Origin of the sequence: Citrobacter sp. MGH110 (genome assembly GCF_001037515.1) — a bacterium.
Taxonomy (GTDB): domain Bacteria; phylum Pseudomonadota; class Gammaproteobacteria; order Enterobacterales; family Enterobacteriaceae; genus Citrobacter; species Citrobacter portucalensis.
In genome coordinates this window covers 2,476,709-2,499,997 of sequence record NZ_KQ089830.1, presented here as the reverse complement: position 1 = coordinate 2,499,997, position 23,289 = coordinate 2,476,709, and the positions used below count along the sequence as shown (strand labels likewise).

General features: G+C 52.7%; 20 protein-coding genes and 1 pseudogene. 16 read left to right on the top strand and 5 right to left on the bottom strand.

Annotated elements, in window-relative coordinates; all coding sequences use genetic code 11:
* Nucleotides 1–12: 12 nt before the first annotated feature.
* The 9 genes from bolA (at nucleotide 13) to fadM (ending at nucleotide 10,434) form a co-directional block, all read left to right on the top strand.
* Nucleotides 13–330: a transcriptional regulator BolA gene (gene bolA / locus SK38_RS11895; RefSeq protein ID WP_003021619.1), complete on the top strand. Its 318-nt coding sequence runs from the start codon at nucleotides 13–15 to the stop codon at nucleotides 328–330.
* Nucleotides 331–674: 344 nt separating this feature from the next.
* Complete coding sequence (gene tig, locus SK38_RS11890; RefSeq protein WP_003021622.1) at nucleotides 675–1,973, top strand: trigger factor; 1,299 nt, start codon at nucleotides 675–677, stop codon at nucleotides 1,971–1,973.
* A 247-nt stretch (nucleotides 1,974–2,220) separates the two neighbouring features.
* Nucleotides 2,221–2,844 (top strand): ATP-dependent Clp endopeptidase proteolytic subunit ClpP, encoded by a 624-nt coding sequence (clpP, locus tag SK38_RS11885; RefSeq protein ID WP_003021624.1) that lies wholly within the window; start codon nucleotides 2,221–2,223, stop codon nucleotides 2,842–2,844.
* A gap of 126 nt (nucleotides 2,845–2,970) precedes the next feature.
* Nucleotides 2,971–4,245 (top strand): ATP-dependent protease ATP-binding subunit ClpX, encoded by a 1,275-nt coding sequence (clpX, locus tag SK38_RS11880; protein ID WP_003831013.1) that lies wholly within the window; start codon nucleotides 2,971–2,973, stop codon nucleotides 4,243–4,245.
* Between the two features lie 184 nt (nucleotides 4,246–4,429).
* Nucleotides 4,430–6,784 carry an endopeptidase La gene (gene lon, locus SK38_RS11875; RefSeq protein ID WP_003831014.1) on the top strand — a complete coding sequence of 785 codons (2,355 nt, stop codon included), beginning with the start codon at nucleotides 4,430–4,432 and terminating at the stop codon, nucleotides 6,782–6,784.
* Between the two features lie 190 nt (nucleotides 6,785–6,974).
* Complete coding sequence (gene hupB / locus SK38_RS11870; protein WP_219352570.1) at nucleotides 6,975–7,265, top strand: nucleoid-associated protein HU-beta; 291 nt, start codon at nucleotides 6,975–6,977, stop codon at nucleotides 7,263–7,265.
* 268 nt (nucleotides 7,266–7,533) lie between these two features.
* Complete coding sequence (ppiD, locus tag SK38_RS11865) at nucleotides 7,534–9,408, top strand: peptidylprolyl isomerase (protein WP_003831016.1); 1,875 nt, start codon at nucleotides 7,534–7,536, stop codon at nucleotides 9,406–9,408.
* Between the two features lie 146 nt (nucleotides 9,409–9,554).
* Nucleotides 9,555–9,929: a helix-hairpin-helix domain-containing protein gene (locus SK38_RS11860; RefSeq protein ID WP_048235972.1), complete on the top strand. Its 375-nt coding sequence runs from the start codon at nucleotides 9,555–9,557 to the stop codon at nucleotides 9,927–9,929.
* A 106-nt stretch (nucleotides 9,930–10,035) separates the two neighbouring features.
* Nucleotides 10,036–10,434 carry a long-chain acyl-CoA thioesterase FadM gene (gene fadM / locus SK38_RS11855; protein ID WP_003021636.1) on the top strand — a complete coding sequence of 133 codons (399 nt, stop codon included), beginning with the start codon at nucleotides 10,036–10,038 and terminating at the stop codon, nucleotides 10,432–10,434.
* A gap of 105 nt (nucleotides 10,435–10,539) precedes the next feature.
* On the opposite strand, the gene queC is transcribed toward fadM, so the two are convergent.
* The gene (gene queC / locus SK38_RS11850; protein WP_043015404.1) at nucleotides 10,540–11,235 is read right to left on the bottom strand and encodes a 7-cyano-7-deazaguanine synthase QueC; all 696 of its coding nucleotides are present in this window, start codon (nucleotides 11,233–11,235) and stop codon (nucleotides 10,540–10,542) included.
* Between the two features lie 65 nt (nucleotides 11,236–11,300).
* On the bottom strand, nucleotides 11,301–13,001 hold the full coding sequence (locus SK38_RS11845; protein ID WP_048235971.1) for an SgrR family transcriptional regulator: 1,701 nt from the start codon (nucleotides 12,999–13,001) through the stop codon (nucleotides 11,301–11,303).
* Nucleotides 13,002–13,145: 144 nt separating this feature from the next.
* Between SK38_RS11845 and cof the strand changes: the two genes are divergently transcribed.
* On the top strand, nucleotides 13,146–13,964 hold the full coding sequence (cof, locus tag SK38_RS11840; protein ID WP_048235970.1) for an HMP-PP phosphatase: 819 nt from the start codon (nucleotides 13,146–13,148) through the stop codon (nucleotides 13,962–13,964).
* A 50-nt stretch (nucleotides 13,965–14,014) separates the two neighbouring features.
* On the opposite strand, the gene SK38_RS11835 is transcribed toward cof, so the two are convergent.
* Complete coding sequence (locus SK38_RS11835; protein WP_231587314.1) at nucleotides 14,015–15,070, bottom strand: PLP-dependent cysteine synthase family protein; 1,056 nt, start codon at nucleotides 15,068–15,070, stop codon at nucleotides 14,015–14,017.
* A gap of 116 nt (nucleotides 15,071–15,186) precedes the next feature.
* On the opposite strand from SK38_RS11835, the gene decR reads away from it, so the two are divergent.
* The 5 genes from decR to amtB all read left to right on the top strand — a co-directional run bounded on the left by decR (nucleotide 15,187) and on the right by amtB (nucleotide 21,138).
* Nucleotides 15,187–15,645, top strand: coding sequence for a DNA-binding transcriptional regulator DecR (gene decR, locus SK38_RS11830; RefSeq protein ID WP_003831023.1), 459 nt, complete (start codon nucleotides 15,187–15,189; stop codon nucleotides 15,643–15,645).
* A 44-nt stretch (nucleotides 15,646–15,689) separates the two neighbouring features.
* Nucleotides 15,690–17,462 carry a SmdA family multidrug ABC transporter permease/ATP-binding protein gene (locus SK38_RS11825; protein WP_048214788.1) on the top strand — a complete coding sequence of 591 codons (1,773 nt, stop codon included), beginning with the start codon at nucleotides 15,690–15,692 and terminating at the stop codon, nucleotides 17,460–17,462.
* A complete protein-coding gene (locus SK38_RS11820; protein ID WP_048235969.1) occupies nucleotides 17,455–19,233 on the top strand; it encodes a SmdB family multidrug efflux ABC transporter permease/ATP-binding protein in 1,779 nt (592 codons plus the stop codon). The genes SK38_RS11825 and SK38_RS11820 overlap by 8 nt, the downstream gene beginning before the upstream one ends.
* A gap of 248 nt (nucleotides 19,234–19,481) precedes the next feature.
* Nucleotides 19,482–19,820, top strand: a complete 339-nt coding sequence (glnK, locus tag SK38_RS11815; protein WP_003021657.1) for a P-II family nitrogen regulator — start codon at nucleotides 19,482–19,484, stop codon at nucleotides 19,818–19,820.
* Between the two features lie 31 nt (nucleotides 19,821–19,851).
* Nucleotides 19,852–21,138, top strand: a complete 1,287-nt coding sequence (gene amtB / locus SK38_RS11810) for an ammonium transporter AmtB (RefSeq protein ID WP_008783954.1) — start codon at nucleotides 19,852–19,854, stop codon at nucleotides 21,136–21,138.
* A gap of 50 nt (nucleotides 21,139–21,188) precedes the next feature.
* On the opposite strand, the gene tesB is transcribed toward amtB, so the two are convergent.
* A complete protein-coding gene (tesB, locus tag SK38_RS11805; RefSeq protein ID WP_003831027.1) occupies nucleotides 21,189–22,049 on the bottom strand; it encodes an acyl-CoA thioesterase II in 861 nt (286 codons plus the stop codon).
* A gap of 212 nt (nucleotides 22,050–22,261) precedes the next feature.
* Here tesB and SK38_RS11800 point away from each other — a divergent pair, with 212 nt between their 5' ends.
* Entirely contained in the window at nucleotides 22,262–22,831 is a 570-nt protein-coding gene (locus tag SK38_RS11800; RefSeq protein ID WP_003021666.1) for a YbaY family lipoprotein, read from the top strand.
* Nucleotides 22,832–22,862: 31 nt separating this feature from the next.
* Here the strand turns inward: SK38_RS11800 and SK38_RS11795 are convergent.
* Nucleotides 22,863–23,252 (bottom strand): annotated as a pseudogene (locus tag SK38_RS11795) (MGMT family protein).
* Between the last annotated feature and the right edge of the window lie 37 nt (nucleotides 23,253–23,289).

Below are 23,289 nucleotides of genomic sequence, written 5' to 3'. Positions count from 1 at the left end.
AGGAAAAATTTCATGATGATTCGTGAGCAAATAGAAGAAAAATTAAGGGCAGCGTTCGAACCCGTGTTCCTCGAAGTTGTGGATGAAAGCTATCGTCACAATGTCCCGGCTGGTTCTGAAAGCCACTTTAAGGTTGTACTGGTTAGCGATCGCTTTACAGGTGAACGTTTTCTTAATCGTCATCGGATGATTTACAGCACGTTAACGGCGGAGCTTTCCACAACCGTTCATGCGCTTGCCCTGCATACCTACACTATTAAGGAGTGGGAAGCGTTGCAGGATACGATTTTTGCATCGCCTCCGTGTCGTGGAGCGGGAAGCATCGCGTAAAAACGGATTTGCAACAACCGACGCTTTTCCAGTATGTTGCTACAGATTATGTGAAAACGGCCTGCGGGCCGTTTTGTTTTGTCTGAATTCTGGGGCAGTCGTACAGTATTCAGACAAAAATTAGCCGGGAATTGTGAAAAAAGCCGCAGCAACGCGCGATAACCGTTCTCGACTCATAAAAGTGATGCCGCTATAATGCGCGTCTTATTTTTCGGAATGTCTTCGGGATGATTCTGACGACAGGGAATGTGATTGCTTATGAGAACATCCCAGTTCCGCGAAGCCAACAACCTGTGCTTGCGGAGAAGAGTTGACCGAGCACTGTGATTTTTTGAGGTAACAAGATGCAAGTTTCAGTTGAAACCACTCAAGGCCTTGGCCGCCGTGTAACGATTACTATCGCTGCTGACAGCATCGAGACCGCTGTGAAAAGCGAGCTGGTCAACGTAGCGAAGAAAGTGCGTATTGACGGTTTCCGCAAAGGAAAAGTACCGATGAATGTTGTTGCTCAGCGTTATGGCGCGTCTGTTCGCCAGGACGTTCTGGGTGACCTGATGAGCCGCAACTTCGTTGACGCGATCATCAAAGAAAAAATCAATCCGGCTGGCGCACCGAACTACGTTCCGGGCGAATACAAACTGGGTGAAGATTTTACTTACGCGGTAGAGTTTGAAGTTTACCCGGAAGTTGAGCTGACTGGCCTGGAAGCAATCGAAGTTGAAAAACCGGTTGTTGAAGTTACCGACGCTGACGTTGACGTAATGCTGGACACCCTGCGCAAGCAGCAGGCTACCTGGAAAGACAAAGACGGCGCTGCTGATGCAGAAGACCGTGTAACCATCGACTTCACCGGTTCTGTAGACGGCGAAGAGTTCGAAGGCGGCAAAGCGTCTGACTTCGTACTGGCGATGGGCCAGGGTCGTATGATCCCGGGCTTTGAAGAAGGCGTTAAAGGCCACAAAGCTGGCGAAGAGTTCACTATCGACGTGACCTTCCCGGAAGAATACCACGCTGAAAACCTGAAAGGTAAAGCTGCGAAGTTCGTTATCAACCTGAAGAAAGTTGAAGAACGCGAACTGCCGGAACTGACTGAAGAATTCATCAAACGTTTCGGCGTTGAAGATGGTTCCGTAGCAGGTCTGCGCGCTGAAGTCCGTAAAAACATGGAACGCGAGCTGAAAGGCGCTGTGCGTAACCGCGTTAAGTCTCAGGCGATCGAAGGTCTGGTAAAAGCTAACGACATCGACGTTCCGGCTGCTCTGATCGACAGCGAAATCGACGTTCTGCGTCGTCAGGCTGCACAACGTTTCGGCGGCAACGAGAAACAAGCTCTGGAACTGCCGCGTGAACTGTTCGAAGAACAGGCTAAGCGTCGCGTAGTTGTTGGTCTGCTGCTGGGCGAAGTGATTCGTACCAACGAACTGAAAGCTGACGAAGATCGCGTTAAAGGCCTGATCGAAGAGATGGCTTCTGCTTACGAAGATCCGAAAGAAGTTGTTGAGTTCTACAGCAAAAACAAAGAGCTGATGGACAACATGCGTAACGTCGCTCTGGAAGAGCAGGCTGTTGAAGCCGTTCTGGCGAAAGCGAAAGTGACTGAAAAAGCCACTTCCTTCAACGAACTGATGAACCAGCAGGCGTAATTCGTCGCTTTTTTAGCTCGAATTTCGTACGCAAGCCCGTCACCTTTTGGTGGCGGGTTTTTTTTTGTCACGCATTTTGCATGGGAAGAGTGCGAAAACAGCGTTTCAGTGTTAGCGTTACAACAAAAGATTGTTATGCTTGAATTATGGCGATGTCGTACCCATTACTGAGGGACTAGCTGATAATCCGTCCATAAGGTTACAATCAGCACAGCAGGTTTTTTCAAATTTTATCCAGGAGACGGAAATGTCATACAGCGGCGAACGAGATAACTTTGCACCCCATATGGCGCTGGTGCCGATGGTCATTGAACAGACCTCACGTGGTGAGCGCTCTTTTGATATCTATTCTCGTCTACTTAAGGAACGCGTCATTTTTCTGACCGGCCAGGTCGAAGACCATATGGCTAACCTGATCGTGGCGCAGATGCTGTTCCTGGAAGCAGAAAACCCAGAAAAAGATATCTACCTGTACATCAACTCCCCTGGTGGAGTGATCACTGCCGGGATGTCTATCTATGACACCATGCAGTTTATTAAGCCGGACGTCAGCACCATTTGTATGGGCCAGGCGGCCTCAATGGGTGCGTTCCTGCTGACCGCCGGGGCGAAAGGCAAACGTTTTTGCCTGCCTAACTCTCGCGTCATGATCCACCAGCCTCTGGGCGGTTACCAGGGCCAGGCAACGGATATTGAAATTCATGCCCGTGAAATCCTGAAGGTAAAAGGGCGCATGAACGAACTTATGGCGCATCATACGGGTCAATCTCTTGAGCAGATTGAACGTGATACCGAGCGCGATCGCTTCCTCTCCGCTTCTGAAGCGGTAGAGTACGGTCTGGTCGACTCGATTTTGACCCATCGTAATTAATGCCCAGTGCGCAGGTGTGCCGCTATAATTACCTGGAGCGGCACAACGCTGACTAGCGTCTTGCGCCTGAGAATGGCATTTGCGTCGTCGTGTGCGGCACAAAGAACAAAGAAGAGGTTTTGACCCATGACAGATAAACGCAAAGATGGCTCGGGCAAATTGTTGTACTGCTCTTTTTGCGGCAAAAGCCAGCATGAAGTGCGTAAGCTGATTGCCGGTCCATCCGTGTATATCTGCGACGAATGTGTTGATTTATGCAACGACATCATTCGCGAAGAGATTAAGGAAGTAGCACCGCACCGTGAACGCAGTGCGCTGCCGACGCCACATGAAATTCGCAACCACCTGGACGATTACGTTATCGGTCAGGAGCAGGCGAAGAAAGTGCTGGCGGTCGCGGTATACAACCATTACAAACGTCTGCGCAATGGCGACACCAGCAATGGCGTCGAGTTGGGCAAAAGTAACATCCTGCTGATTGGCCCGACGGGTTCCGGTAAAACGCTGCTGGCTGAAACGCTGGCGCGCCTGCTGGACGTTCCGTTCACCATGGCTGATGCCACCACGCTGACCGAAGCCGGTTATGTGGGTGAAGATGTTGAAAATATTATTCAGAAACTGTTGCAGAAGTGCGATTACGACGTGCAGAAAGCACAGCGTGGGATCGTCTATATCGATGAGATCGACAAGATTTCTCGTAAGTCTGATAACCCATCTATTACCCGTGACGTTTCCGGCGAAGGCGTACAGCAGGCGCTGTTGAAACTGATCGAAGGGACGGTTGCTGCCGTTCCGCCACAGGGTGGTCGTAAACATCCTCAGCAGGAATTCCTGCAGGTTGATACCTCCAAGATCCTGTTTATCTGCGGTGGTGCATTTGCCGGTCTGGATAAAGTGATTGCTAACCGTGTTGAAACCGGCTCCGGCATTGGTTTTGGCGCAACGGTAAAAGCACAGTCTGATAAAGCCAGCGAAGGTGAACTGCTGTCGCAGGTCGAACCGGAAGATCTGATCAAATTTGGTCTGATCCCTGAGTTCATCGGTCGTCTGCCGGTTGTGGCAACACTGAGCGAGCTGAGCGAAGAAGCGTTGATCCAGATCCTCAAAGAGCCGAAAAACGCCCTGACCAAGCAGTACCAGGCGCTGTTCAATCTTGAAGGTGTCGATCTGGAATTCCGTGAGGAAGCGCTGGATGCGATCGCTAAGAAAGCGATGGCGCGTAAAACCGGTGCTCGTGGTCTGCGTTCTATCGTCGAAGCCGCGCTGCTCGACACCATGTACGATTTGCCTTCTATGGAAGACGTCGAAAAAGTGGTGATCGATGAGTCGGTGATTGGCGGTCAGAGCAAGCCATTGCTGATTTACGGTAAGCCGGAAGCGCAGCAGGCATCTGGCGAATAATTCATCAATTCATACAGACATTTAATTAAAAAGGGGGGATTTTATCTCCCCTTTTATTTTTCCGTAAACATGGCGTTGAATGTGTGGGAAACATCCCCATATACTGACATACATGTTAAAGGTGGTGTGAAGCACAGTCGTACCATCTGATTACCTGGCGGAAACTAAACTAAGAGAGAGCTCTATGAATCCTGAGCGTTCTGAACGCATTGAAATCCCCGTATTGCCGTTGCGCGATGTGGTGGTTTATCCGCACATGGTCATACCCTTATTTGTAGGGCGGGAAAAATCTATCCGTTGTCTGGAAGCGGCTATGGACCATGATAAAAAAATCATGCTGGTCGCACAGAAAGAAGCGTCAACGGATGAGCCGGGTGTAAACGATCTTTTCACCGTCGGGACCGTGGCCTCTATTTTGCAGATGCTGAAACTGCCTGACGGCACCGTAAAAGTGCTGGTCGAGGGGTTACAGCGTGCGCGTATTTCTGCGCTGTCTGACAACGGCGAGCATTTCTCTGCGAAAGCAGAGTACCTTGACTCGCCTGCTATTGATGAGCGCGAACAGGAAGTGCTGGTGCGTACCGCTATCAGCCAGTTCGAAGGCTATATCAAGCTGAACAAGAAAATCCCACCAGAAGTGCTGACGTCGCTGAACAGCATTGACGATCCTGCACGTCTGGCGGATACCATCGCTGCACACATGCCGCTGAAGCTGGCTGACAAGCAGTCCGTGCTGGAGATGTCCGACGTTAACGAACGTCTGGAATATCTGATGGCGATGATGGAATCTGAAATCGATCTGCTGCAGGTTGAGAAACGCATTCGCAACCGTGTGAAAAAGCAGATGGAAAAATCTCAGCGCGAGTACTATCTGAACGAGCAGATGAAAGCTATTCAGAAAGAACTCGGTGAGATGGACGATGCACCGGACGAAAACGAAGCGTTGAAGCGTAAAATCGACGCGGCGAAAATGCCGAAAGAGGCAAAAGAGAAAGCGGAAGCAGAACTGCAGAAGCTGAAAATGATGTCTCCTATGTCGGCGGAAGCGACCGTGGTGCGTGGCTACATCGACTGGATGGTACAGGTGCCGTGGAATGCGCGTAGCAAGGTCAAAAAAGACCTGCGTCAGGCGCAGGAAATCCTCGATACCGACCATTATGGTCTGGAGCGCGTCAAAGACCGTATCCTTGAGTACCTCGCGGTTCAAAGCCGTGTAAATAAAATCAAGGGGCCGATCCTGTGTCTGGTTGGACCGCCGGGGGTAGGTAAAACCTCTCTGGGGCAGTCCATCGCTAAGGCAACTGGGCGTAAATACATCCGTATGGCGCTGGGCGGCGTGCGTGATGAAGCCGAAATTCGTGGGCACCGCCGGACCTATATCGGTTCTATGCCGGGTAAACTGATCCAGAAAATGGCCAAAGTGGGCGTTAAAAACCCGCTGTTCCTGCTTGATGAGATCGACAAAATGTCTTCCGACATGCGTGGCGATCCGGCTTCCGCACTGCTTGAGGTGCTGGATCCAGAGCAGAACGTGGCGTTCAGCGATCACTACCTGGAAGTGGACTACGATCTCAGCGACGTAATGTTTGTTGCGACCTCTAACTCCATGAATATTCCGGCACCGTTGCTGGATCGTATGGAAGTGATCCGTCTGTCCGGTTATACCGAAGACGAAAAGCTGAACATTGCCAAACGTCACCTGTTGCCGAAACAGATTGAGCGTAATGCGCTGAAAAAAGGTGAGCTGACGGTCGACGATAGCGCCATTGTGGGCATTATTCGTTACTACACCCGTGAAGCAGGCGTACGTAGTCTGGAACGTGAAATCTCTAAACTGTGCCGTAAAGCGGTGAAACAGCTGCTGCTGGATAAATCGCTGAAACATATTGAGATCAATGGCGACAACCTGCACGATTATCTGGGTGTACAGCGCTTTGACTATGGCCGCGCGGACAACGAAAACCGCGTTGGTCAGGTGACGGGTCTGGCGTGGACGGAAGTTGGCGGCGATCTGCTGACTATCGAAACCGCCTGCGTACCGGGTAAAGGTAAGTTGACCTACACCGGTTCTCTGGGTGAAGTCATGCAGGAGTCGATTCAGGCTGCGCTGACCGTGGTGCGCGCGCGTGCGGAAAAACTGGGTATTAACCCGGACTTTTACGAAAAACGCGACATCCACGTTCACGTACCTGAAGGAGCTACGCCGAAAGACGGTCCAAGTGCGGGTATTGCTATGTGTACAGCGCTGGTTTCTTGTCTTACCGGTAACCCAGTTCGCGCCGACGTGGCGATGACGGGTGAGATCACCCTGCGTGGTCAGGTTCTGCCTATCGGTGGTTTGAAAGAAAAACTGCTGGCGGCACACCGTGGCGGCATTAAGACGGTCTTAATTCCCGATGAGAACAAACGTGACCTGGAAGAGATTCCGGACAACGTAATTGCCGATCTTAATATTCACCCGGTGAAACGTATTGAGGAAGTTCTGACTCTTGCGTTGCAAAATGAACCCTCTGGAATGCAGGTTGTGACGGCAAAATAGTGACCTCGCGCAAAGAGCATTAATAAAAACAGGGCTGGCAGGCCATTTCGGGCTTGCCAGCCTTTTTTTGTATAGCTAATTTAGATAACGGATTAGGCTTGCCATCATTAACGGGTGTTGTAAGGGCATGGCAGGCCTGATATAACTGCTGCGCGGTCGCACTTTGAAGGATTCAGGTGCGATATAAATTATAAAGAGGAAGAGAAGAGTGAATAAATCTCAACTGATCGACAAAATTGCTGCAGGGGCTGATATCTCTAAAGCTGCGGCTGGACGTGCGTTAGATGCAATTATTGCTTCTGTTACCGAATCTCTGAAAGAAGGTGATGACGTAGCGCTGGTAGGTTTTGGTACTTTTGCCGTTAAAGAGCGTGCTGCCCGTACTGGTCGCAACCCGCAAACAGGTAAAGAGATCACCATCGCCGCGGCTAAAGTACCGGGCTTCCGTGCAGGTAAAGCACTGAAAGACGCGGTAAACTAAGTGATTTCCCCTTTGGGGATGTGACGAAGTACAAGGGCGCATCGACTGATGTGCCTTTTTTATTTGTAATTCCGGTACTTTCTACGCGTTGTGGGCTGACAATTGCCCCTGTTTCTTGTCACAATAGACCTTTGTGCGCAGCGTTCAGGAAACGCTATGCTGCGTGAAGCATATATACTCAAAATCCTTGTTGCCGTTGTTGTCATCAACGCGGGGGCAGCAGAAAGGATAACGCGTATAGTCATCTACAGCGGAGTGTGGTTACACCATGATGGACAGCTTACGCACGGCTGCTAACAGTCTCGTGCTCAAGATTATTTTCGGTATCATTATCGTGTCGTTCATTTTGACCGGCGTGAGTGGTTACCTGATTGGCGGGGGCAATAACTTCGCCGCCAAAGTGAATGGCCAGGAGATCAGCCGCGGGCAGTTCGAGAATGCGTTCAACAGTGAACGTAACCGCATGCAGCAACAGCTGGGCGATCAATACTCCGAGCTGGCCGCGAACGAAGGTTATATGAAAACGCTGCGTCAGCAGGTGCTGAATCGTCTTGTTGACGAAGCACTGCTGGATCAGTATTCCCGCGAGCTTAAGCTCAACATCAGCGACGATCAGGTTAAACAGGCCATTTTCGCCACGCCTGCGTTCCAGGTGGACGGCAAGTTTGATAACAACCGCTACAACGCGATTGTGAATCAAATGGGAATGACTGCAGACCAGTATGCTCAGGCATTACGTAATCAGCTTACGACACAGCAGCTGATTAACGGTGTTGCCGGTACGGACTTCATGCTGAAAGGTGAAACGGACGAACTGGCGGCGCTGGTCGCACAGCAGCGTATCGTGCGCGAGGCGACGATTGACGTTAACGCACTGGCCGCGAAGCAGTCTGTTACCGAGCAGGAAGTTGCCAGCTACTACGAGCAGAATAAAAACAACTTTATGACGCCGGAACAGTTCCGCGTGAGCTACATCAAGCTGGACGCTGCTGCAATGCAGGAGACGGCCAGCGATGCTGATATTCAGTCTTACTATGACCAGCATCAGGATCAGTTCACTCAGCCGCAGCGTAACCGCTACAGCATCATTCAGACCAAAACGGAAGATGAAGCCAAAGCGGTACTGGACGAGCTGAACAAAGGCGGTGATTTTGCTGCGCTGGCGAAAGAAAAATCTGCCGATATCATCTCTGCCCGTAAAGGCGGCGATATGGGATGGCTGGAAGATTCCACCACCCCGGATGAGCTGAAAAATGCTGGTCTGAAAGAAAAAGGCCAACTGTCTGGCGTAATTAAGTCTTCCGTTGGTTTCCTCGTTGCGCGTCTTGACGACGTACAGCCTGCGCAAGTTAAACCGCTGAGCGAAGCCCGTGACGAGATTGCGGCAAAAGTGAAGCAGGAAAAAGCGCTGGATGCGTACTATGCGCTGCAGCAGAAAGTCAGCGACGCGGCCAGCAATGATAACGAATCTCTGGCGGGTGCAGAGCAGGCTGCGGGTATGAAAGCGGTTGAAACGGGCTGGTTTAGCCGTGACAGCCTGCCGGAAGAACTGAATTTCAAACCAGTCGCTGACATCATTTTCAATGGTGGTCTGGTTGGTGAGAACGGTACGCCTGGCAGTAACTCCGATATCATCACCGTGGACGGCGATCGTGCGTTCGTGCTGCGTATTGCAGAGCACAAAGCCGAAGCCGTGAAGCCACTGGCTGAAGTGAAAGAGCAGGTAACTGCGCTCGTTAAGCACAATAAAGCAGAGCAGCAGGCGAAGCTTGATGCCGATAAACTGCTGGCGGATCTGAAAGCCGGTAAAGGCGATGAAGCGATGAAAGCGGCGGGTCTGAGCTTTGGCGAGGCGAAAACGCTGAGCCGTACGGGTCAGGATCCGCTGAGCCAGGCTGCCTTTGGTCTGAGCCTGCCGGCGAAAGACAAACCGAGCTACGGCGTCGCGAACGACATGCAGGGTAACGTTGTTCTGTTGGCGTTGGACGAGGTGAAAGCCGGTTCTATGCCTGAAGCGCAGAAGAAAGCGATGGTTCAGGGGATCACTCAGAACAACGCGCAGATTGTCTTCGAAGCGCTGATGAGCAACCTGCGTAAAGCCGCAAAAATTAAAATCGGGGATGCGCTGGAACAGCAGCAATAACCGAGGCAGTTCGCAAAAAATTGCAAAAAGTTGTATCTACCAAAGGCCGCTTTCGCGGCCTTTTCCATTTCTGATATTTGCCGTTTGTCTGCCGTTCTGCACCTCGCTATCGTGATTCCACTGTTAACAAACAAGGAGAAAACAGTATGAAACATGGAATCAAAGCTCTGCTTATCACTCTTTCATTGACCTGCGCTGGTATGGCCCAAACCGCATTGGCGGCTGAGCCTGTCGCCAAAAGCCAGGCGACTCAAACCAAAGCGGAAAACCCAGGGGCGGCACAAAGCAAAGCCACACTGCCCGCTAAAGCAAGCGACGATGAGGGCACCAGGGTAAGCATCAACAACGCTTCTGCGGAGGATTTAGCGCGTGTCATGAATGGCGTGGGTCTAAAGAAAGCGCAGGCGATTGTGAGCTATCGTGAGGAGTATGGGCCGTTTAAAACGGTGGACGATTTAAAGCAGGTGCCGGGCATGGGCAGTTCACTGGTTGAGCGTAACCTGGCAGTTTTAACACTTTAATAACTTGCAGAGCGCTGAAAGTTTGCCAGACTGTAGAGGTCATACCAGTTATGACCTCTTTACCCAAAAATCTGTTCCTATAAAAACAACGTAAGGCTCCTGCGCTATGCAAACACAAATCAAAGTTCGTGGTTTTCATCTTGATGTCTATCAGCACGTTAACAATGCCCGCTATCTGGAGTTTCTGGAAGAGGCTCGCTGGGATGGTCTGGAAAACAGCGACAGCTTTCAGTGGATGACCGCACACAACATCGCTTTTGTGGTCGTGAATATTAATATCAACTACCGACGACCTGCGGTGCTGAGCGACCTGCTGACTATCACCAGTCAGGTTCAACAGTTAAATGGCAAAAGTGGTGTGTTAAATCAGACCATTACTCTGGAGCCGGAAGGGCAGGTGGTGGCAGACGCGCTGATTACGTTCGTCTGTATTGATTTGAAAACGCAAAAAGCGTTGCCGCTGGAAGGGGAGTTGCGCGAAAAACTGGAGCAGATGGTGCAGTAGTGGCTGCGACTGCCGGAAGGCGACGCTCAAGCGTCTTATCCGGCCTACAAGAGTTGCTGCAACTGCATGTAGGCCGGATAAGCAAAGCGCCATCCGGCAATACAATCACTTTAACCCGGTTTTCTGCTTCATTGCCGCCATCACTGCCGATTTATCCGCCAGATAATGGTTCAGGCCGTTGGCACGCAGATTACACGCCGCACAGTGACCGCAACCGTCACCTTTGATGCCGTTATAGCAGGTCAGCGTTTCTTCGCGTACCAGGTCCAGCTTGCCCCAATAATCGGCCAGTGCCCAGGTTTCGGCTTTATCGATCCACATCAGTGGGGTTTCAAAGCGAATATCTTTCGCCATCCCCAGGCTTACAGCATGGTTCAGGGCTTTAACGAACTCATCGCGACAGTCCGGATAGCCGGAGAAATCGGTCTCACAAACGCCGGTAATGACCGCCTCTGCCTGCACCTGGTACGCGTAAATTGCTGCCAGCGTTAAGAACAGAATATTGCGTCCTGGCACAAAGGTATTGGGAATGCCGTTCGCATCCGGTTCGTAATCGGGTACCGGAATGTTATCTCGGGTCAGGCTGCTGACAGCCAGTTCACTGAGCAATGTGACATCAAGCACTTTGTGCGCGCGCGCGCCAAGTTTTAAGGCCAGGTCACGTGCGACATCAATCTCAGCGCGATGGCGCTGACCATAATCAAAGGTCACGCAGTGCACTTCATCATACTGATGCAGCGCTTGCGCCAGACAAGTCGTGGAGTCCTGACCTCCACTGAATACAACAACGGCACGTTTCATGGCTTTTCCTGACAAAATAACGAAGCCCTTATGGTAGCGCCTGGGCGTGCCGTCGACCAGCTTCTTCACGCGGAAGGAGGTGGCAGCCAGGCTTCGGTAAACTCGAACCAGCCACGAGGATTCAGGCGTACGCCGTTCACGCCCGGTGGCGCGCTGATGCGATACTGATAATTGAACAGTGGCGTCAGGGTAGCGTCATGCATTAGCGTGGCGAAAACTTGTTGTAAAGCCGCGTGGCGATCGTCCTCATCGGCCTGAATTTGAAGGGCATCCAGGGTCGTTTGCAAATGTGTGTATGCTGGCGCATTCAATACATGTGACCAGAGCTGATCGCAGCGCAACCACTGTTCGAGAGTATATTCAGGTGCCTCACCAATCAGCCTGTCGCCCATCATCAGGTCGGCCTGGGCTAAGGGATGATCGCCATCCCAGTTTTTAGCATTATGAAAAATAAGCGTTAATTCACAGCCGAGCAGCGCCAACGCCTGGCGAAGCTGTTCAGCCATAGCGTGAAGTTCTACCGGCAGGTGATAAGCCAGCGTCAGCTTTTCCGGCAGCGCTACCTCGTCGAGTTCATCCCATTGCGGGATAGTCCATCCAGGCAGCAGAGCATTGCTTGGCGTGATCAGATTTTCATCCACTTCAAGCGTTTGTAGCAGGGAAGAACGGTGGATGATATTGATTAGTCTACGGGCCTGCTGCGTATTCAGGCGCGCACTTTTTCTGAGCGTGAGATAGCAAAAACCAAGACTGATCCCGCTGCTTACCTGGCTTAGCATAGGCAATTCTTCGGGTTTACCAATCGCAATTTGCACCGGATGGCGACAACTGGTGCCCAAATCCTGGGAGAAGAGCTGCGGGGTTATCCAGTATTCAATGGCTTTTAGTAGCGGATGACTCAGATGGTAGTGATCGTGACTCTCGATACGCACCAGCTCAGGAGTAAACAGCGTCAGCCGGAACGGGCCGGTACCCACAAACGGGTGCTCAGGATGCGCCAGGTGACTGCTGTAGCTTGCCAGACGGTGCGCCAGCCAGTAGTCGGGACGATGCAGAATAAAGGTCAGACACTGGGGATGCGTCACCTCAATGCGCTTTACGCTGATAAACAGCTTATTCAGCGCGGGGAGTTCTAACAGCTTCAGCAACTGCTGATATAGCTGTGTGCTGCTGACCGCATCGCCGTTATGCCAGTACAGGGTGGAACGAATATAGAAATCCCAGCGCAGGCCGTCAGCGGAGATATTCCAGTGGTGGGCTAAGTCTCCACAGGGACGTTGCGTAGTGCTGTCAAACCGGGTCAGGCCAGAGAAAACTTGTCCAGCGAGGTGTTGCTCCGCGCGACCGGGGAGAAACCCGGGGTGCAAGGGGTCGAGCGGGCGGTAATAGGGTATACGCAGGGTTGGCGTGTCGTTTTGCCACTGACCGCCCATAAACGGTTGTAACAGTGTTCTTAATTCACCCGGCGCCAGCTGAGCCAGTTCCAGTACGCTAAGCTGCTCGCCCTTTTGCAGCGCCTGTTCCATCATGGTGTTGCGCAGTGAATCTGGCGTCACTAAAAACCGCAGCTGCCCGCGTTTCCCGCGTCCCGACTGGGCATGCCACTCCAGCCAGCCTGCATCCTGCGCTTGCTTTAGCAGGGTACGCACATGGCGTTCGCTACAAAAACAGCGTTCGGCCAGTTCCCCGACGGTCACCGACTGCGGTTCGCCGTTCGAGGGCAGCCACAGGCGTTGGTACTGGTTCAGGCGATTAAGCAGACGCATTGATACTTTTTCCTTCAGGATGTTCGCTAACGGTTTATGCGTAGAGAAACCCGGAACAATTCATTTTATCTATTCACTATTACTTCCGTATATCTCAGGTGATACTGGATCACAAGTTAACCGCGTCACAGTGTGGAGAAAGAAATGGCTCGTCTGGCTGCATTTGATATGGATGGCACCCTTTTGATGCCGAATCACCATTTAGGTGACGAAACGCTTTCAACGCTGTCGCGCCTGCGTGAACGCGATATTACTCTGACATTTGCTACCGGTCGCCATGTGCTTGAGATGCGTCATATTTTAGGCTCGATCTCACTGGACGCCTTTTTGATCACGGGTAATGGCACGCGCATTCACTCTCTTGAGGGCGATGTGTTACACCGTCAGGATCTGGATCCGAATGTCGCGGATATTGTGTTGCATCAGAAGTGGGACACTACCGCCAGCATGCATGTCTTTAATGACAATGGCTGGTTCACCGGACAAGAGATCCCCTCGCTGCTGCAGGCGCATGTGTATAGCGGATTTCGCTACCAGATCGTCGATGTGAAACGTATTCCGGCGCATCAGGTTACGAAAGTCTGTTTCTGCGGCGATCATGACTCTCTGATCCAATTGCGCATTCAACTGAATGAAGCGCTGGGTGAACAGGCGAATCTCTGTTTTTCCGCGTTTGATTGCCTTGAGGTGCTGCCGCTGGGCTGTAATAAAGGATCGGCATTGGCGGTGTTGAGCGACCATTTAGGTTATTCAATGGCCGAGTGTATGGCGTTTGGCGATGCCATGAACGATCGCGAAATGTTAGGCAGCGTTGGGCGCGGCCTGATTATGGGTAACGCGATGCCGCAACTGATTGCTGAACTGCCTCATTTATCGGTGATTGGGCATTGCCGTAATCAGGCAGTGTCACACTTTTTGACGCATTGGCTGGACAATCCACATCTACCTTATTCCCCCGAATGAGAGAGCCCTTCCAGCAAGCCAGACTTCGCGTCTGGCTTTTTTTTATCCCATTAATGGGTGTTCAGTAGTTGGGCAAGCTCCGCTTTCCACGGCGTTAAATCACCGATGTGCGCGTCGACCCACTGTGGGTTGTAGTAGGTTTCCAGATAGCGTTCGCCGCTGTCACACAACAGTGTCACCAGCGAACCGATAACGCCTGCATCGCGCATACGAGCGGCAAGTTGTAGCGTTCCCCACATGTTTGTGCCGGTAGAGGCGCCGACCTTGCGGCCCAACTGCGTTTCCAGCCAGTGTGCGGTGGCCACGCTTGCGGCATCCGGCACGCGCAGCATTTCATCGACCACGTCAGGAATGAAAGACGGTTCGACACGCGGGCGGCCAATGCCTTCAATTTTACTTCCTACCGGACTGCGTAACGTGGCATCGCGATCCTGCCAGAAGGGCAGAAAGACCGAGTTTTCCGGGTCTACCACCATCAGTTGAGTATCGTAGCCCTGACAGCGAATATAGCGGCCAATGGTTGCTGAGGTGCCACCGGTTCCGGCGCTCATCACAATATGGCGGGGAACGGGGTTGGGCTCGCACTGCATCTGACGAAAGATGCTGTCGGCGATATTATTATTGCCGCGCCAGTCGGTGGCGCGCTCAGCGTAAGTGAACTGGTCCATGTAATGACCGTTCAGCTCACGCGCCAGTTGCTCAGAGGCCGCATAGATTTCGCAGGCGCTTTCCACGAAATGACAGCGACCGCCGTAAAATTCAATCTGTTCAACTTTACGTTTTGCCGTACAGGAAGGCATGACGGCAATAAATGGCAACCCTAACAGTCGAGCGAAATAAGCCTCAGAGACCGCCGTTGAACCGGACGATGATTCAATGATGGTGGTGCCTTCTTTGATCCAGCCATTGCACAATCCGTACAGAAACAGTGAGCGCGCCAGACGATGCTTCAGACTCCCGGTCGGATGCGTGCTCTCATCTTTTAAATAGAGCTGAATTCCCGGGAACGCCGGTAGCGACAGGCGAATGAGATGCGTATCCGCAGAACGCTGATAATCCGCGTTGATTTCATTGATGGCGTTTTTAACCCAGGAGCTATTCATCATTAATAGATATCCATTTGTCATTTTGTGCCCAGAATAGCGAAAAGCACGGAAAAAATTGTTGCCATTTAGCCTTTAAAATAGAATGTAAGGAGAAAATTCTTCTCTGTGGAGTGGATATGTTAGACAAAATTGACCGCAAGCTACTCGGCTTACTGCAACAGGACTGCACCCTTTCTTTGCAGGCATTAGCAGATGCCGTTAATCTGACTACCACCCCTTGCTGGAAACGTCTCAAACGACTTGAGGATGACGGTATCCTGCTGGGCAGAGTCGCCCTGTTGGATCCAGAAAAACTGGGGCTGGGCTTAACGGCGTTTGTGCTGATCAAAACTCAGCATCACAGCAGCGAATGGTATTGCCGCTTTGTCACTGAAGTGACCGGAATGCCCGAGGTTCTGGGGTTCTGGCGTATGGCAGGGGAGTATGACTACCTGATGCGAGTGCAGGTTGCTGATATGAAAAGCTATGATGAATTCTATAAGCGCCTGGTGAACAGCGTACCGGGCCTGTCTGACGTCACCTCCAGCTTTGCCATGGAACAGATTAAATACACAACTGCTCTACCTATTGAATAATTCTCCCGGCGCTTATTGCCGGAAATCTTGTCAGGACATAACGCGTGCGATTATTTGCTCAATTAAGCTGGTACTTCCGCCGGGAGTGGCGTCGCTACCTCGGGGCAGTGGCCCTGCTTATCATCATCGCTATCCTTCAGCTTATTCCGCCGAAAGTGGTCGGGATCATTGTGGATGGCGTGACGACTCAACGCTTCACCACCGAGCGGCTGCTGATGTGGGTGGGGACAATTGCCCTGATTGCCGTGGTGGTTTATTTGCTGCGTTATGTCTGGCGCGTGCTGCTCTTTGGCGCATCCTACCAACTGGCGGTTGAGCTGCGGGAAGATTATTACCGTCAGTTGAGTCGCCAGCATCCAGAATTTTATCTGCGGCACCGTACGGGCGATCTGATGGCGCGGGCAACCAACGATGTCGATCGCGTCGTATTTGCCGCCGGAGAAGGGGTGCTGACGCTGGTAGATTCGCTGGTTATGGGGTGTGCGGTGCTGATCGTGATGTCAACGCAGATAAGTTGGCAACTGACGCTCATTGCGCTGCTGCCGATGCCGGTGATGGCGTTGATGATCAAACGTTACGGCGATCGACTCCATCACCGTTTTAAGCTGGCGCAGGCGGCGTTTTCCAGTCTCAACGATCGTACTCAGGAAAGCCTGACCAGTATTCGTATGATCAAGGCCTTTGGGTTGGAGGATCGGCAGTCGGCATTATTTGCCGCTGATGCTGAAGATACCGGTAAGAAAAACCTGAGTGTGGCGCGCATTGACGCCCGCTTTGATCCTACGATTTATATCGCCATTGGTATGGCTAACCTGCTGGCGATTGCCGGGGGAAGCTGGATGGTGGTTCACGGCTCGCTGACGCTCGGGCAGCTCACCAGCTTTATGATGTATCTCGGTCTGATGATTTGGCCGATGCTGGCGCTGGCCTGGATGTTTAACATCGTCGAACGCGGCAGCGCCGCGTATAGCCGAATTCGCGCCATGCTGGCAGAAGCGCCGGTAGTGGATGACGGTACTGAACCGGTGCCGGAAGGACGCGGGGAGCTGGCGGTGGCGATTCGCGAATTTTGTTACCCGCAAACCACCCACCCGGCGCTGGAAAATGTGAATTTCCAGCTCAAACCTGGACAGATGCTGGGCATCTGTGGTCCGACCGGTGCGGGAAAAAGTACGGTACTGTCGCTGATCCAGCGTCATTTTGATATCACCCAGGGCGATGTGCGCTTTCATGATATCCCATTAACGCGCTTACAGCTGGATAGCTGGCGCAGCCGACTGGCGGTTGTCAGCCAGACGCCATTCCTGTTTTCCGATACCGTCGGTAATAACATCGCCTTAGGACGCCCGCAGGCCACGCAGGAAGAGATCGAGCATGTGGCGCGCCTTGCCAGCGTTCATGAGGATATTTTACGTCTTCCTCAGGGCTACGACACCGAAGTGGGCGAACGCGGGGTGATGCTGTCTGGCGGGCAAAAACAGCGTATTTCTATCGCTCGAGCGTTACTGCTGAACGCTGAAATTCTGATTCTGGATGATGCGCTGTCGGCGGTGGATGGTCGTACCGAACATCAGATCCTACATAACCTGCGCCAGTGGGGCGAAGGCAGAACCGTGATTATCAGCGCACACCGTTTATCGGCTCTGACGGAAGCCAGCGAGATTATCGTGATGCAGCATGGGCATATTGCTCAGCGCGGTGAGCATGAATCTTTAGTGCAACAGCCCGGTTGGTATCGCGACATGTACCGCTATCAGCAACTTGAAGCGGCGCTGTCTGATGCACCAGAGATAAACGAGGAGGCGGCTAATGCGTAGTTTCGGGCAATTATGGCCAACTCTGAAAAGACTGCTGGCGTATGGTTCCCCATGGCGAAAACAGCTGGCGATTGCGGTAGTCATGCTATGGGTGGCTGCGGCGGCGGAAGTCAGCGGTCCGCTGCTGATTAGCTATTTTATCGATAACATGGTGGCGAAGAACATTCTGCCATTGGCGATGGTTGCCGGGCTGGTTGCGGCCTATGTCGGTCTGCAACTGCTGGCGGCAGGTCTGCATTACGCGCAGTCATTGCTGTTTAACCAGGCGGCGGTTGGCGTAGTACAACAGTTACGCACCGACGTAATGGACGCTGCGCTGCGCCAGCCGCTCAGCGCTTTTGATACTCAGCCCGTCGGGCAGCTTATCTCCCGCGTGACCAATGATACTGAAGTTATTCGCGACCTGTACGTGACGGTGGTCGCAACGGTCCTGCGCAGCGCGGCCTTAATCGGCGCGATGTTAGTGGCAATGTTCAGCCTGGAATGGCGCATGGCGCTGGTGGCAATGGCCATTTTCCCGGCCGTGCTGGTGGTGATGGTGATTTACCAACGCTACAGCACCCCGATTGTGCGTCGGGTGCGCGCTTATCTGGCGGATATTAACGATGGCTTTAACGAAGTCATCAACGGCATGAGCGTTATCCAGCAGTTCCGCCAGCAGGCAAGATTTGGCGAGAGAATGGGCGAGGCAAGCCGCTCGCACTATATGGCGCGTATGCAAACCCTGCGACTGGATGGTTTTTTGCTGCGTCCACTGCTGAGCCTGTTCTCGGCGCTGATCCTCTGCGGTTTGCTGATGCTGTTCAGTTTTACCTCTGGCACCTCCATCGAGGTTGGCGTGCTGTACGCGTTCATCAGCTACCTCGGCCGTTTGAACGAACCGCTGATCGAGCTGACCACCCAGCAATCAATGCTGCAGCAGGCGGTTGTCGCTGGTGAGCGAGTGTTCGAACTGATGGACGGGCCTCGTCAGCGCTATGGTGAAGACGATCGCCCGCTCAAAAGAGGAGACATTGAGGTGGATAACGTTTCATTTGCCTATCGCGACGACAATCTGGTGCTGCAAAACATCAGTCTGTCCGTGCCTTCGCGCAGCTTTGTGGCTTTGGTCGGACACACAGGCAGCGGCAAAAGCACGCTGGCCAGCCTGCTGATGGGATATTACCCGCTGACGCAGGGGGAAATCCGCCTTGACGGACGTCCGTTGTCTTCTCTGAGCCACGGTGCGTTACGTCAGGGCATCGCGATGGTGCAGCAGGATCCGGTGGTGATGGCGGATACCTTCCTGGCAAACGTCACGCTGGGTCGCGATATCTCAGAAGAGCGGGTCTGGCAGGCGCTGGAGACTGTGCAACTGGCAGAACTGGCTCGGGGTTTGAGCGAGGGGATTCATACCCGGCTGGGCGAGCAGGGCAATAATCTCTCCGTTGGGCAGAAACAGCTGCTGGCGCTGGCGCGGGTATTGGTTGAAACGCCGCAGGTGCTGATTCTCGATGAAGCCACGGCCAGTATTGATTCCGGTACTGAACAGGCCATTCAGCACGCGCTGGCGGCGGTCCGTGAACACACTACGCTGGTGGTGATTGCGCATCGGTTATCGACGATTGTCGATGCGGATACCATTCTGGTGCTGCATCGCGGTCAGGCGGTTGAGCGTGGTACGCACCAGCAATTACTGGCGGCGCAAGGCCGTTACTGGCAGATGTATCAGCTGCAACTGGCGGGGGAAGAGTTAGCCGCCAGCACACAAGAGGATTCTGTTATCGCCTGACGGCGCAGTGCTTATCCGGCCACGCGGTATCGTAGGCCGGGTAAGGCGTTTACGCCGCCATCCGGCAATCAACAATCTGGTGCAAAAATGTAACGCACTATGCACCGTTATAGTGCGTTTTTTCTTTTTCTCTCCCGGCAGTACCCGGCGAACCTGAATCATTCCGCGTTTTTCATTCCTGGCACACCCCTTGCAATATTCCTCTCGTGTATCTGCAGCCACTACTGAATTCTGACTGGAGGGGATCTATGAAGCTGGTTACCGTGGTAATCAAACCGTTCAAACTGGAAGACGTCCGTGAAGCACTGTCGTCTATTGGTATTCAGGGGCTGACCGTCACCGAAGTGAAGGGGTTTGGCCGACAGAAAGGTCATGCTGAGCTGTACCGTGGGGCTGAATATAGCGTCAATTTTCTGCCAAAGGTGAAGATTGATGTGGCGATTGCCGACGACCAACTGGATGGCGTGATTGATGTCATCAGTAAGGCGGCATACACCGGAAAAATTGGCGACGGCAAAATCTTCGTCGCCGAGCTGCAACGTGTGATTCGTATTCGTACCGGCGAAGCCGACGAAGCCGCACTGTAACTTCTGGCACACAGTGATAGGAAACCAAAAAATGAAGATAGCAACGATGAAAACGGGTATTGCTTCACTGGCGCTACTGCCGGGACTGGCGATGGCGGCACCGGCGGTTGCGGATAAAGCAGATAACGCTTTTATGATGATTTGTACCGCGCTGGTGCTGTTTATGACTATCCCTGGCATTGCGTTGTTCTACGGCGGTTTGATTCGCGGTAAGAACGTGCTGTCGATGCTGACTCAGGTGACGGTGACATTCGCTCTGGTTTGTATTCTATGGGTGGTTTATGGCTACTCACTGGCCTTTGGCGAAGGGAATAATTTCTTCGGCAACTTCAACTGGGTATTGCTGAAGAACATCGCGCTGACGGCGGTCACGGGGAGCTTCTACCAGTACATTCACGTTGCTTTTCAGGGATCTTTTGCCTGCATCACCGTTGGGCTGATTGTCGGGGCGCTGGCTGAGCGTATTCGTTTCTCTGCGGTGCTGATTTTTGTGGTAGTGTGGTTAACGCTGTCGTACATCCCCATTGCACATATGGTTTGGGGCGGCGGATTGCTGGCTTCTCACGGCGCACTGGATTTTGCGGGCGGGACGGTCGTGCACATCAACGCAGCGATTGCCGGTCTGGTTGGCGCGTATCTGATTGGCAAACGCGTCGGTTTTGGCAAAGAAGCCTTTAAACCGCATAATCTACCGATGGTCTTCACCGGTACCGCTATTCTCTACATTGGTTGGTTTGGCTTTAACGCCGGTTCAGCGGGAACGGCGAATGAAATTGCTGCACTGGCCTTCGTCAATACCGTGGTCGCCACCGCTGCCGCCATCCTCGGATGGATCTTCGGTGAATGGGCGCTGCGTGGCAAACCGTCTCTGCTGGGCGCCTGTTCCGGTGCTATTGCGGGTCTGGTGGGCGTAACACCTGCATGTGGCTACATCGGTGTCGGCGGGGCGCTGATTATCGGTGTCGTTGCGGGGCTGGCTGGCCTGTGGGGTGTGACTATGCTGAAGCGTTTTCTGCGCGTGGACGATCCGTGTGACGTGTTTGGCGTGCACGGCGTGTGCGGTATTGTTGGCTGCATCCTGACCGGGGTTTTCGCTGCCAGCTCACTGGGCGGCGTGGGCTTTGCTGAGGGCGTGACCATGGGGCATCAACTGCTGGTGCAACTGGAAAGCGTGGCGATAACCATTGTCTGGTCCGGCGTGGTGGCCTTCATTGGCTATAAGCTGGCGGATATGACGGTGGGTCTGCGCGTACCGGAAGAGCAGGAACGCGAAGGTCTGGATGTGAACAGTCACGGCGAGAACGCTTACAACGCTTGATGTTTCAATCTGCCGGATGGTAACGCTTTTGCGCCACCATCCGGTAATTCTCAATTGCGATTACGCATTACCCCTTCCTGCACGGTTGAGGCTACCAGCACGCCGTCCTGCGTATAAAACTCCCCGCGTACAAAACCTCTGGCACCGGAGGCAGAAGTACTCTCGACGTTATACAACAGCCACTCATTAATATTGAACGGACGGTGGAACCACATTGAATGGTCAATGGTGGCGATCTGAATCCCTTTTTCCAGAAAACCAATCCCGTACGGTTGCAGCGCTACAGGCAGGAAGTTCAGGTCTGAGGCATAACCCAGCAGATATTGATGGACGCGCAGATCGTCCTGCAGCTCGCCGTTTGCACGGATCCATACCTGGCGCGCCGGAGGTGCGACGTGACCTTTTAAGGGGTTATGAAATTCAACCGGGCGCACTTCCAACGGACGATCGTTGATAAATTTTTCTTTCAACAGCGGCGGCAGCAAATGCGCCACTGACCGGGCAATTTCTGTTTCTGATTTCAGCTCATCGGGACCCGGCGCATCCGGCATGGTTTTCTGATGCTCAAATCCGTCTTCCGGTGCCTGGAAAGAGGCGGTCATGTAAAAAATGGGTTTACCATTCTGAATTGCGGCAACGCGGCGCGCGCTGAAGCTGTTACCATCACGCAAGACTTCTACATCATAGATGATGGGTTTTTGGCTATCGCCGGGGCGTAAAAAGTAGCTGTGGAAGGAGTGCACCAGACGCTCTTCCGGTACGGTTTCTTTGGCGGCATACAGCGCCTGACCGACAACCTGTCCCCCAAAAACCTGACGTAACCCTAAGTCTTCACTTTGGCCCCGAAAGAGTCCTTCTTCAATTTTTTCCAGATTTAACAATGTCAGCAAATTTTTCAGCGCCAGACTCATACGTGCTCTCCAGGTTATATCGATCTCGCAGTGAGGTAGGCAGAGTATAACGCAATTTTGAAAGTGGTCCGATGGGTGCAATTGTCTGAATTAAAGGCCTATTACAGGCAAAAACAGCTGTCTTGTGCCACACTTAGTCACGTTATGTTTTTGTTAACCACTCTTCTGGCGAGGAAAGTTCTCGCTGGTGCATAGATGATAAGGAGAATTTAATGAAACTCGTGCACATGGTAAGTGGTTTAGCGGTTGCGGTCGCTCTGGCGGCCTGTGCTGATAAAAGTGCAGATATTCAGACACCTGCGCCAAGCCCTAATACGTCAATTGCTGACACACAGTCTAAAATTCAACAGCCAAATGTTTCTGGTACGGTATGGATCCGCCAGAAAGTGGCCTTGCCACCCGATGCGGTGCTGACCGTCACGCTGTCAGATGCGTCGCTGGCCGATGCACCGTCAAAAGTGCTGTCGCAAAAAGCGGTCCGTACTGAAGGTAAGCAGGCCCCATTCAGCTTTGTATTACCATTTAACCCGGCAGATATTCAGCCTAACGCCCGTATTCTGCTGAGTGCGGCAATTACGGTTAATGACAAACTGGTCTTTATTACTGATACCGTTCAGACGGTCATTAATCAGGGTGGTACGAAAGCTGACCTGACGCTGGTCCCTGTACAGCAAACAGCAGTACCGGTTCAGGCAAGCGGTGGGGCAGCCACCACGGTGCCGTCAACGTCACCAACCCAGGTAAATCCCTCTTCTGCCGTTCCTGCTCCCACGCAGTACTAAGGCAGTCGTAACCCTCTCCGTCTGGAGAGGGTTAGTACACCCAGCGATAGCGCTGTAAATCTATCTGCCCGCTTCCTGAAACCACTATTCCTTCTGCCAGCAACGCCTGACGCTGCCGTTGTAAGTCGGGGCCGGTCAGCGAAATGGCACCATGACGATTAACCACCCGATGCCAGGGCAAAGTGCTGCCTTCGGGGAGACGCTTAAGCACGCCGCCGACCTGGCGCGCAGCGCGCGGCGAACCGGCAAGCCTGGCAACATCGCCATACGTGGTGACGAAACCTTCGGGGATTGACGCGACGATTTGCCAGACGCGTTGGGGGAAAGTGTCTTGTATATCCATTATTTATTCCTGCGCTAATCCTCCAGCATAATGCCGAATGGCGAGGGAGTGAAGCCGCATTGCACAAGAAAACAGCATCCGATGCTGGATGGGTTGCAATTACAGGGTGCAGCAG